This is a genomic window from Kineococcus sp. TRM81007 (assembly GCF_022669155.1).
GTDB lineage: Bacteria > Actinomycetota > Actinomycetes > Actinomycetales > Kineococcaceae > Kineococcus.
Genome location: NZ_JALBVB010000044.1, coordinates 164,692 through 175,440 on the forward strand (window position 1 = coordinate 164,692; position 10,749 = coordinate 175,440).

The 10,749-nt window shown below is 75.8% G+C and carries 10 protein-coding genes; 7 read left to right on the top strand and 3 right to left on the bottom strand.

From position 1 onward, the window contains the following. Nucleotides 1-27: 27 nt before the first annotated feature. Nucleotides 28-867, bottom strand: coding sequence for an MIP/aquaporin family protein (locus tag MN205_RS08285; RefSeq protein WP_242126146.1), 840 nt, complete (start codon nt 865-867; stop codon nt 28-30). Between the two features lie 168 nt (nt 868-1,035). Here MN205_RS08285 and MN205_RS08290 point away from each other — a divergent pair, with 168 nt between their 5' ends. The 4 genes from MN205_RS08290 to MN205_RS08305 all read left to right on the top strand — a co-directional run bounded on the left by MN205_RS08290 (nt 1,036) and on the right by MN205_RS08305 (nt 5,539). Then, nucleotides 1,036-1,563, top strand: a complete 528-nt coding sequence (locus MN205_RS08290) for a hypothetical protein (protein WP_242126148.1) — start codon at nt 1,036-1,038, stop codon at nt 1,561-1,563. Between the two features lie 190 nt (nt 1,564-1,753). Further along, nucleotides 1,754-2,986 (top strand): MFS transporter, encoded by a 1,233-nt coding sequence (locus MN205_RS08295; protein ID WP_242126150.1) that lies wholly within the window; start codon nt 1,754-1,756, stop codon nt 2,984-2,986. 11 nt (nt 2,987-2,997) lie between these two features. Then, a complete protein-coding gene (locus tag MN205_RS08300) occupies nt 2,998-3,840 on the top strand; it encodes an SDR family NAD(P)-dependent oxidoreductase (RefSeq protein ID WP_308220252.1) in 843 nt (280 codons plus the stop codon). 49 nt (nt 3,841-3,889) lie between these two features. Beyond that, the gene (locus MN205_RS08305; protein ID WP_242126151.1) at nt 3,890-5,539 is read left to right on the top strand and encodes a SpoIIE family protein phosphatase; all 1,650 of its coding nucleotides are present in this window, start codon (nt 3,890-3,892) and stop codon (nt 5,537-5,539) included. 40 nt (nt 5,540-5,579) lie between these two features. On the opposite strand, the gene MN205_RS08310 is transcribed toward MN205_RS08305, so the two are convergent. After that, the gene (locus MN205_RS08310; RefSeq protein ID WP_242126154.1) at nt 5,580-7,244 is read right to left on the bottom strand and encodes an FAD-binding oxidoreductase; all 1,665 of its coding nucleotides are present in this window, start codon (nt 7,242-7,244) and stop codon (nt 5,580-5,582) included. Between the two features lie 130 nt (nt 7,245-7,374). Next, entirely contained in the window at nt 7,375-7,809 is a 435-nt protein-coding gene (gene aroQ, locus MN205_RS08315; protein ID WP_242126156.1) for a type II 3-dehydroquinate dehydratase, read from the bottom strand. 188 nt (nt 7,810-7,997) lie between these two features. Between aroQ and MN205_RS08320 the strand changes: the two genes are divergently transcribed. The 3 genes from MN205_RS08320 (at nt 7,998) to MN205_RS08330 (ending at nt 10,720) form a co-directional block, all read left to right on the top strand. Next, on the top strand, nt 7,998-8,555 hold the full coding sequence (locus MN205_RS08320) for a DNA-3-methyladenine glycosylase I (RefSeq protein ID WP_242126267.1): 558 nt from the start codon (nt 7,998-8,000) through the stop codon (nt 8,553-8,555). 154 nt (nt 8,556-8,709) lie between these two features. Further along, a complete protein-coding gene (locus tag MN205_RS08325; protein ID WP_242126158.1) occupies nt 8,710-10,077 on the top strand; it encodes an NAD(P)/FAD-dependent oxidoreductase in 1,368 nt (455 codons plus the stop codon). A 40-nt stretch (nt 10,078-10,117) separates the two neighbouring features. Continuing rightward, the gene (locus MN205_RS08330; RefSeq protein WP_242126160.1) at nt 10,118-10,720 is read left to right on the top strand and encodes a hypothetical protein; all 603 of its coding nucleotides are present in this window, start codon (nt 10,118-10,120) and stop codon (nt 10,718-10,720) included. Nucleotides 10,721-10,749 lie beyond the last annotated feature (29 nt).

Genomic DNA, 10,749 nt, shown 5'->3' on the forward strand with positions numbered 1-10,749 from the left:
GTGGTGGGTGGGTGCCGCCGGCGGCGGTCAGTCGTCCTCGGCCGGGATGCGGCCGGTGGGCTGCTCCGCGTCCGTCTGGTCGGGCAGGTGGCGCTCCACCAGGACCCGGTACAGCCCGCCGCCGAGCACGCCGCCGATGAGCGGGGCGACGATGGGCACCCAGAAGTAGAACTGGCCGCCGGGCTCGCGCATCGCCGTGGAGTAGCCGGTGAGGAACGACGCCAGGCGCGGGCCGAGGTCGCGGGCCGGGTTGATGGCGTAGCCGGCGTTGCTGCCCCAGGCGAAGCCGATGGCCACGACGATCAGGCCGATGATGAACGGCGCGAGGTTCGCCGCCGGCGGCGTCGCCCGCAGCTCGGTGACCGCGAAGATGAGGAAGACGAGGAGCGCGGTCCCGACGACCTGGTCGAGGAACGCGGTCCCGATGCTGACGCCCGCGCCGGGCAGGGTGGAGAAGATGCCCTGGCTGTCGAAGGTCGTCCGGGGGTCGACGGTCGCGATGGCGTCGGCGTACACCCACCGGACGATGAGCGCTGCGACGAAGGCGCCGAGGAGCTGCGCGACGCTGTAGGGGAGGACCTTGCGCCAGGCGAAGCCCTTGAAGACCGCCAGCGCGACGGTCACGGCCGGGTTCAGGTGCGCACCGCTGGTGCGGCCGGCGACGTAGACGCCGAAGGTGACCCCCAGGCCCCAGGCCCAGTGGATCGAGTCGTCGTCGCCGTTCTGGCCGGCGACGACCTGCGCGACGACGCCGACGCCGAAGAGGATGAGGATCGCGGTGCCGGCGAACTCGGCCAGCAGCTCGCCGGTCAGGGTCGGTTCGCGCCGCACGACACGCGGCGCCGTCGTGGATCTGGTCTCTGCCATGGGTGGGGGAACTCCTCGTTGAGTCGACGGGCGGCTGGGGGCCGCGGTCGGGGACGTTAGGAGGACCCTCCGGGGGCGTCAACGTCGACGGTTCGACGATGTCGAACGTTCCCGGCGCGGGACCGTCGCCCCCTCAAGGGCGTCGCCCGTCCGGCCGATGCAGGTGCGGTGACCCCGGCCAGCACCGTCTCCCCCGCGCTCGTCCTGTCCCCCACGCCGGTGCTCGCCGGCCTGCCCACCCACCCGCGGCGCTCGCCGGAGCACGACCTGGCACACGCGCTGGAGCACGCCCTGGAGCACGCGCTGGACACCGACCACCGCCTCGGCACGGTCACCGCGCTGCTGCTGGTGGAGGTCGCCACCCGCCCCGACGGCCCCTGCGCCGCGACCGTCGAGCGGCGGGTGCGCTCGGCCGTGGGCGCCGCCGGCCGCTGGACGCGCCTGTCGCCCGGCCTGCTCGCGGTCGTGCTGACGGGGCTGCGGCCCGCCACCGCCGAGGCGACGGTGGAACGCGCCGCCGACGCGCTGCTGCACGCGGTGGAGCGCTGGGAACCGGCCGATCTCGGGGTCTGCGTCGGCGCCAGCCTGGCCACCCAGCGCGCGGCCACCACCGCCGAGGCGGTGCGGCAGGCCGCTGCGGCGCTGGACGCGGCCCGCGCCGCCGGTGGTGCCTGCGCCCGCATCAGCGCCGCCTGACCCCCGCCCCCTCTCCCCGCTGGAGCACGGGCCCGCACCGGGCGGCCGGAGCACGGGCCCGCACCGGGCGGCCGGAGCACGGGCCCGCACCGGGCCCGGGTGCCCGCCCGCGCTGTGGCAGGCTGCGAGGACCGGCGCGGCCGCCGGCACCGGGTGGCACGTCCCCGGGTGAGCGGACTGGAACGGTGACATGGCTGGGTACGTCGCGCTGCTGCGCGATCCGCGGGTGGCAGCTCCCTTCTCGGCCTCCGTGGTCGCGCGCGTCCCCATCGCGACGATCCCGCTGGGCCTGGTCCTCCTGGTGCGCGACCTGCGCGACGCGTGGGACCTCGCGGGGCTGGTGACCGGCGTCTTCGCGGTGGGACTGGCCGTGGGCACCCCCTTCTGGGGGCGCGGCCTGGACCGGCACGGGCAGCCGCGGGTGCTGCTGCCGACCGCGTTCTCGTGCGCGGCGCTGCTGCTGGTCCTGACCGCGGCGATCGCCGCGCCGGCGGTGCCGACGCCCGTGCTGCTCGTCCTCGCTCTCGGCGCGGGCCTGACGTTCCCGCCGCTGAGCCCGGCGATGCGCACCACCTGGCGCGTCGTGGTGACCGACGAGCGGCTGCGCCGCCGCGGTTACGCGCTCGACGCGGTGGCCGTCGAGACGCTCTTCGTGGCCGGGCCGCTGCTGCTGACGCTGCTGCTGGCCGTCGGGCCGGCGGTGGTGCCGCTGGTGGCCACGGCCGTGATGCTCGCCGGCGGCACGCTGGCCTACTGCCGGTGCGAGGGCCCGCGCCGGCGCCCGGCGCCCGCCGCCCGCGCCGAGACCGCCGTCGGGGCGGGCGCCGGCCTGGGCGTGCTGCGCGCGGTGGGGATCCCCGCGGTGCTGACCGTGATGGCGGCCATGAGCATCGGGTTCGGGCTCCTCGACGTGTCGATGGCGGGCATGGCCGAGCAGCGGTTCGGCTCCGCCGACGACCTCGGCGTGCTGTTCGCCGCGATCGCGAGCGGCAGCGCGGTCGGCGGCCTGCTGTACGGCAGCCGCTCCTGGAGCAGCGCGGACCGGCTGCGCCTGGTGGTGACCCTCGCCGGGTTCGGCGGGCTGCTGGTGCTGCTGTCGGCCAGCGCCGGCAGCGGCGTGCCGCTGCCGCTGCTGCTGGGGGCGCTGTTCGTCACGGGCCTGTTCATCTCCCCCAACCTCATCGCCGCCCAGCACCTCGTCGACGACCTCGTGCCCGCGCACCGCATGGGCGAGGCGCAGGCGTGGCTGACCACGGCGATCACGGCGGGCGCGGCGATCGGCAACGCGGTCGCCGGGGCGGTGCTGGAGCACCGCACGGCCCAGCTGTCGCTGGCGACGGCCGCCGGGGCGGTGCTGGCCGCGGCCGCGGTCGCCCTGCTGTCGCAGCGGCGCTGGCGCGGCGTGGTGGCCGTGCCCGCGTAGGCTCGCGCGCCGTGAGCACCCCCGCCGCCTCCCCCGCCCCCGTCCCCGCCCGCCCCACCGCCCTGGTGACGGGAGCGACCGCCGGTCTGGGCGCCGGCTTCGCCGAGCGCCTGGCCGCCCGCGGGCACGACCTGGTCCTGGTTGCCCGCGACGCCGGGCGCCTGGAGGAGCGCGCGGCGCGGTTGCGCGAGCGGCACGGGGTGGCGGTGGAGCTGCTGGCCGCGGACCTGGCGGACCGCGCCGCGCTGCAGCGGGTCGCCGAGCGGGTGGCCGACCCGGTGCGACCGGTGGACGTGCTGGTGAACAACGCCGGCTTCGGGCTCAAGCAGCGCTTCTTCGACGGCGACCCGGCCGACCACGAGCGGATGTTCGACGTGCTGTGCCGGGCGGTGCTGGTGCTCTCGCGCGCCGCGACGGGCGCGATGGTGCCGCGCGGGCGCGGGTACGTCCTCAACGTGGGCTCGGTGGCCGGGATGGTGCCCGGGGGTGGCCACTACTCGGCGGCCAAGGCGTACGTCATCGTGCTCACCGAGACGCTGGCCGGGGAGCTGCGCGGCACGGGGGTGCGCGCGACGGTCGTGGCGCCGGGGTACGTGCGCACGGAGTTCCACGAGCGCTCGGGGATGCGTTCGGGCGGGCGCTCGGCGCTGACGCGGCGCGTGTGGCTGGACGTGGACGACGTGGTCGACGCCGCTCTGGACGACCTGTTCGCGGGCCGGGCGGTGAGCGTGCCGACGCGGCGCTGGCAGGCCGTCTCGACGCTGCTGGACGTGGTGCCCCGAGGGCTGGTGAGCCGCGTGTGGAACGCCGCACCGGGCGGGGCCGCGCGGCGGCACCCGACGGGGAAGCACTGACTCCCCCGACACCTCACAACAGAGAGTGACCATCTAGTAACCTGCCGTCGTGCACAGCAGCCCCTCGGGCAGGCCCGCCGGGGAGGCCGCCGCCCCCGACGACGCACGCCTGGCGGCCCTGCGCGACTACGTCGACGTCACCGCGGACCCCCCGCGCGAGCTGCAGGCCGTCGTCCGGCTCGCCACCCGCGTCACCGGCCTGCCCCACGCGGTCGTCAACGTCATCGACGAGCACCTGCAGCGGCAGCTGGCCGCCGAGGGCTTCGAGCGCTCCGAGTGCGCGCGCGAGGACTCCATGTGCGCCGTGTCCATCGGCGTCGGCGGCCTCGTGCACGCCCCCGACGCCAGCCGCGACGTCCGCTTCGCCGCCAACCCCTGGGTCGACGGCCGGATGGCGCAGGTGCGCGCCTACGCCGCCGCCCCCCTGCTCACCCCCGAGGGCCTGGCCCTGGGCACCCTGTGCGCGTTCGGGCCCGAGCCGGCGACGCTGGACGCGCGACGGCGCGCCGACCTGGCCGACCTGGCCGACCTCGTCGTCTCGATCTTCGACCGGGAACGGCGCGCCCGCCGCCAGGCGCAGGACAGGGAGGCCGTCGAGCACGCCCGCCGGGCCGCCGAGACGGCCCGCGCGCTGCAGGCCGGCCTGCTGCCCGGTGCCCTGCCCCGCGACGAGGCGGTGCTCCTGACCGCGCGCTACCTGCCGGGCACCGACGGCGCCGAGGTCGGCGGCGACTTCTACGACGCCGTGCGCACCGAACGCACCCTCGTGCTCGTCATGGGCGACGTGCAGGGGCACAGCACCGCCGCCGCCGCCCTCATGGGGCAGGTCCGCACCGCCGTGCGGGCCTACGTCAGCGAGGGCCACGAGCCCTCCGCCGTCCTGCAGCGCACCAACGACCTGCTCTGCTCCGCCGGCACGGAGCTGTTCGCCACCTGCTGCCTGCTGGCCCTGGACACCGACACCGGCGAGGCGACCGTGGCCAGCGCCGGGCACCCCGCCCCCGTGGCGTTCGCACCGGACCCGCCGCGCGCGCTCCGGGTGGAGCCGGGGCCGCCGCTGGGCGTGGTGCCCGGAGCGACCTACCCGGCGGCGCGGCACCGCTTCCCCGGGCGCAGCCGGCTGCTGCTGCACACCGACGGCGTCGTGGAGTGGCCGCGCGGGGGCCGCACCGACGGCGTCGCCGTCCTGGAGCGCGTGCTGCGCGAGCACGCCGCCGCGGACCCCGACCACCTCGCCGACGCCCTGCTGGCCCCGGCCGCCGGAGCCCGCGCGGACGACGCCGCCCTGCTCCTCGCCGACTACGCCGGCCCGGCGCCCGGCAGCCGCGAGTCGCAGCTCGCGCTTCCCGGGGACACCCGCGCCGTGGCCGCCGCGCGCGAGCACCTGCGCGTGACCCTGGACGCCTGGGGACTGGTGCGCGTCGCCGACGAGGCGGAACTGGTGGTCTCCGAGCTCGTCACCAACGCGGTGCTGCACACCGGTTCCGGCACCGCCCTGACGGTGCGCCACGACCCGCTGTCGGCGTGCCTGGCCCTCGGCGTGGACGACTGCTCCACCTCGCACCCGCTGCCGCGCGGGGCCGGCGAGGACTCCCTCAGCGGCCGCGGCATGCAGATCGTCGAGGTGCTCGCAGAACGCTGGTGGGTCAGCGCCCACGGGGACGGCAAGACCGTCTGGGCCGAGCTGCGCGTGGCCTGACGCGCGCCCGGCGCGTCAGGCCACGACCGCGCTCGGCGCGTCAGTCGACGATCGCGCCCGGGTTGAGGTTGCGCCCCGGGTCCACGCCCGCGAACAGCGCCTTGACCACCTCGGCGCCCGCCGGGGAGAGGTCGTCGGTGACCCACGGCTTGTGCTCGCGGCCCACCGCGTGGTGGTGCGAGAGCGTGCCGCCGTTGTCGATGAACGCCTGCTGGATGGCGCCCTTGACGATGTCGTACGCCTCCAGCCCGTCGCGGTCCGCCGGCGGCTGGAACGCGAACGTGAAGTACTGGCACGCGCCGGAGTGGTAGCTGTGCGACAGGTGGCAGAAGACGAACCCCTTCGTGCCGATCTCGGCGAACGCCTTCTGGGCGGCGGCGACCACGTCGTCGTGCAGCGTCTTCAGCGTCGCCCAGCTCGAGGACGTCTCGGACACGTCGCCGTAGGCGCCGCGGTCCAGGATGAAGTCGCGGATGTACGGGGTGTCGAACTTCTTCTGGTCGTACAGGGTGCCCGGGCCGGTGCCGACGCCGAAGCCGCCGTGGCGCTTGACGATCTCGTCCACGAGGCGCTTGCTGCGCTTGACGTGCAGCGAGGAGCCCTCGAACCCGATGAACGACAGGCACATCTTCTCGAGGTCGAACCCCTTGCCCCTGGCGGCGTACAGCTTCACGCCCCTGGACAGCAGCTGCGACAGGGCGCTGCCCTTCTTGGAGGTGGCCAGCGTGAACTGGGTCTCCATCTCGTCCGAGACGCGCGTGATGGACGGGGAGGCGTCCGAGGCGGCGATGTCGTGCATCGCCTTCAGGCCGGCGCCGTAGTCGGGGAAGAAGTACGCCTGGATGACGCGCTCCTCGGCCAGGCGGTGCACCTGCACGGTGGCCTCGGTGATGACGCCCAGGCGCCCCTCGCTGCCCAGCACCATCTCGCGCACGCTCGGGCCCGCGGCCTGCACCGGCACCTGCCGGGTGGCGACGACGCCCTTGGGGGTGACCACGCGCACGGCGCGGGTGATGTCGGCGATGTCGCCGAAGCGGTCGGACTGCATGCCCGAGGAGCGCGTGGCGATCCAGCCGCCGAGGGTGGAGTGCTTGAAGCTGTCGGGGAAGTGCCCCAGGGTCCAGCCGCGCGCGTTCAGCTGCGCCTCCAGGTCCGGGCCCAGGGCACCGGCCTGGATGCGGGCGAGCTGCGAGGTCTCGTCCAGCTCCAGCAGCGAGCGCAGGCGGCCCAGGTCCAGCGAGACGACCGGGCGGGTCTCCTCGCGCGGCGCTTCCAGCGAACCGACGATGTTGGAGCCGCCGCCGAAGGGGATCAGCACGGCGTCGGCGTCCAGCGCCACGCGCAGCGCGGCCTCCACCTCCGCCTCGGTGCCCGGGTAGACCACCAGGTCCGGCAGGCGGCCGAAGTCGCCGCGGCGGATGCGCACCAGGTCGCGCATCGACTTGCCGTAGCAGTGCACGACGCGGTCCAGGTCGTCGTCGTGGACGTGCTCGGCGCCCACGGCCCCCGCGAACGCCGCGCGCAGCTCCTCGGGAGCCTGCGAGGCCGGCACGGTCAGCTCGGACAGCTCCGGCACCCGCACCGGCGGCGCGTCGAAGTCGATGCCGGCCATCCTGCGCGCGAACGGCGCCAGCCCCGGCTTGTCCTCGTGGTGGAAGGCCACGCCCTCCTGGCCCCAGCCCCACCACTTCATGTGCTCGACCACTGCGTCTCCCGTGCTCGCGACCCGCTGACCTGCTGACCTGCTGCTGAAAGGACCTGCTGCCGGCCCGGCGCTGACGTGCTGCCGGAACCGCCCGCCGCCGAGCACCGCCCGGCGCGGGCCCGACGGGAGCCTACGCGCGGCGGGCGGCCAGGAAGCGCACCGCCAGCGCGTACCCCTCCACGCCCAGGCCGGCGATCACGCCGGTGGCGACGGGGGTGATGAAGGAGCGGCGGCGGAAGTCCTCGCGCGCGTGCACGTTCGACAGGTGCACCTCCACCAGCCCCGCCGTCAGCTCCGCGCACGCGTCGCGCAGCGCCACCGAGGTGTGCGTCCAGGCCGCGGGGTTGAGCACCACCGGGCGGCGCTCGTCGGCGGCCTCGTGCACCCAGGCGAGCATCTCGTGCTCGGCGTCGGTCTGGCGGACCTCGACCTGCACGCCCAGCTCGGCCGCCAGCTCCCGCAGCCCGGCCTCGACGTCCGCGAGGGTCGTGGTGCCGTACACCTCCGGCTGCCGCTTGCCGAGCCGGCCGAGGTTGGGGCCGTTGAGGACGAGGACGCGCTGCACGGGACGGGACGGTACCGGCCCCTCCCGACACGACCCGTGCCGCGCCGCGCCGCGACGACCCGCGCCGCGGCGGGAGGGGCGGGCGCCCGGCCCCTCGTGTCGGCGGCGGCTGCCAGGGTGCGGCCGTGACCACGACGAGCACCACCGGAGGCACCACCGGAGGCACCACCGAGGGAGCCGCACCGGGTGTGCCGTTCCGCTGCTTCGGCACCGGCGACCCGCTCTACGAGCGCTACCACGACACCGAGTGGGGCCGGCCCGTGCACGGCGACGCCGCCCTGTACGAGCGGTTGTGCCTGGAGGCGTTCCAGTCGGGCCTGTCGTGGATCACCGTGCTGCGCCGGCGCGAGACGCTGCGCGCCGCCTTCGACGGCTTCGACCCCGCCCTCGTGGCCCGCTACGGCGACGCGGACGTGGCCCGGCTGCTCGCCGACCCCGGGATCATCCGCAACCGCCTGAAGGTGACCGCGGTCGTCGCCAACGCGCGCGCCGCGCTGCGGCTGGCCGAGACCGGCCCCGGGCTGTCGGAGCTGGTGTGGTCCTTCGCCCCCGCCCCGCCCGGGCCCGCACCCGCCTCACCGGCGGACGTGCCCGCCTCCACCCCCGCCTCCGCGGCCCTGGCGAAGGCGCTGAAGGCCGCCGGGTTCCGCTTCGTGGGCCCCACCACCGCCTACGCCGCCATGCAGGCCTGCGGCCTCGTCGACGACCACCTCGCCGCCTGCCCCGCCCGCCGCGACCGGCGCTGACGGTGCCGCCGCGGGGTGCCCTCACGGGCCCGCCGGGAGCCCGCGGGACCCGGCGGTGACACACCGGGCTGAGACTCCGGCGAGCATCGTGCAAGGATTCCGGGGAGCAACGGGAGTCCCGGTCCCGACGACGGAGAGACGAGAGGTGCCCTACATGGTCGATCGACAGCGAGTCGTCATCGTCGGCGGGGGCTTCGCCGGCCTGTACGCCGGTAAGAAGCTGGAGAAGCTGCTCCCCGCGAGCACGGCGGAGCTGGTGATCGTGAGCCCCACCGACCACCTCACCTACAGTCCGCTGCTGCCCGACGTCACCGCATCGGTGCTCGAGCCGCGTCACGTCGCGGTCTCGCTGCGCCAGTCGCTGCCGCGGCACCGGCTGGTCGTCGGCCACGTCACCTCGGTGGACGTGGAGGCCAAGACGATCACCATCTCCCGCGGCGAGTCCGACGCGGACCCGCAGGTCATGTCCTACGACCGCCTGCTGCTGGCGCCGGGCTCCGTGACCCGCCGCTTCCCCATCCCCGGCGTCGCGGAGTCGGCGCGGGGCGTGAAGACGATCACCGAGGCCGCGTTCGTGCGCGACCACCTGGTCAACCAGCTCGACGCCGCGGACTCCCTGCCGGACGACCCCCGCTTCGACGCCGAGCGCGCCGAGCGGATGACGGTCGTGGCGGTGGGCGCCGGCTACACCGGCACCGAGATCGTCGCCCAGACGCAGCGGTGGCTCAAGCGCGTCGCCGACCGCTGGTCGAAGATCGACGTGGACGACGTCAAGTGGCTGCTCATCGACGTCGCCCCCGCGGTGCTGCCCGAGCTCGGGCCGCGCCTGGGCCAGTACGCGCTGTCCGCCATGAAGGCCCGCGGCATCGACGTGCGCCTGGGCGTGTCGGTGGCCTCCGTCGAGGGCAACGTCATCAACCTCACCGACGACACCGCGGTCCCCTCCCGCACCCTCATCTGGAACGCGGGCATCGTCGCCAACCCGCTCATGGGCACCCTGGGGCTGCCGCTGGAGCGCGGCCGCCTGGTCGTCGACGCGCAGATGAAGGTCACCGACGACGTCTGGGCCGTCGGGGACGCCGCCGCCGTGCCGGACCTCGCCAAGGAGAAGCCGGCCGACGGCCCGCAGCCGGTCACCCCGCCGACGGCGCAGCACGCGCAGCGCCAGGGCACCGCGGTCGGGCAGAACATCGCCGCCAGCTTCGGCATCGGCCAGGCCAAGGACTACGTGCACAAGGACCTGGGCCTGGTCGCCGACCTCGGCGGGCTGACCGCCGTGGCCAAGCCGCTGGGCGTCGAGCTCACCGGCCTGCCCGCGAAGATCGTGGCGCGCGGCTACCACCTGTTCGCCCTGCCGAGCATGGCGAACCGGGTCCGGGTGCTCACCGACTGGGCGCTGCACGCGGTGCTGCCGCCGCAGGCGGTGGCGCTGAACCAGACGCGCTCCGAGGACGCGCTGATCAGCACCGCGCAGAACACCGAGATCTACCCGAAGGCCGAGGACAAGCCCAAGGTCGGCTGACCTGGACGACTCCTCGCTGGACCCGCAGGTCCCGCAGGACGTGGACGAGGACGCGGTGGCGCTGGTCGCCGCGGCCCTCGGCACGAGCACCGCACGAGCCCGGAGGCTGGCGCGCACCGCGCTGCCTCCGGGCTTCGCGCGTTCCGCGCGGGAGGCGGCCGTGCGGGGGCGGGCGGTGCTGCTCGTGGAGGGCGCCACGGACGCCGCCGTGCTGGGTCCCCTGCTGCACGGCCCGTCCGGGCCGGTGGTCCTCGCGGTGGGCGGCAAGCACCTGCTGCCGCTGGCCGGGGCCGTGGCGCAGGCGCTGGGCGCGTCCTGGCACGCCGTCGTGGACGGTGACGCGGACGGCTGGCGGCGTGCCCGCAACCGCTCCCGCGCCCGCACCACGCACCACCGGGCCACCGCGCAGGTGCTGCGGCTGCTGCCGCCGCAGCGGGTCACGGTCCTGCCCGACGCCCTGGAGGCCGAACTGGCGCTGTGGCCGTCGTTCGTGGCCGCGCTGCGCGCGCACGGCGGCGACCTGACCGGCCCGGGTGCGAAGGACCCCGCCCGCTACGCAGCCGCCGCGGCCGCCGCCACCGCGGCCGACGCCCCCGCGCTCCTGCTCGCGCTGCGCCAGCCACCTCCCCCGCCGACCCGCTGACCCGCTGACCCGCTACCGGGCGCAGACCA

Coding starts and splice junctions, on each gene's coding strand:
- MN205_RS08325 (WP_242126158.1), top strand. CDS start 8,710: ATGGTCGATCGACAGCGAGTCGTCATCGTCGGCGGGGGCTTCGCCGGC.
- MN205_RS08295 (WP_242126150.1), top strand. CDS start 1,754: ATGGCTGGGTACGTCGCGCTGCTGCGCGATCCGCGGGTGGCAGCTCCC.
- MN205_RS08285 (WP_242126146.1), bottom strand. CDS start 867: ATGGCAGAGACCAGATCCACGACGGCGCCGCGTGTCGTGCGGCGCGAA.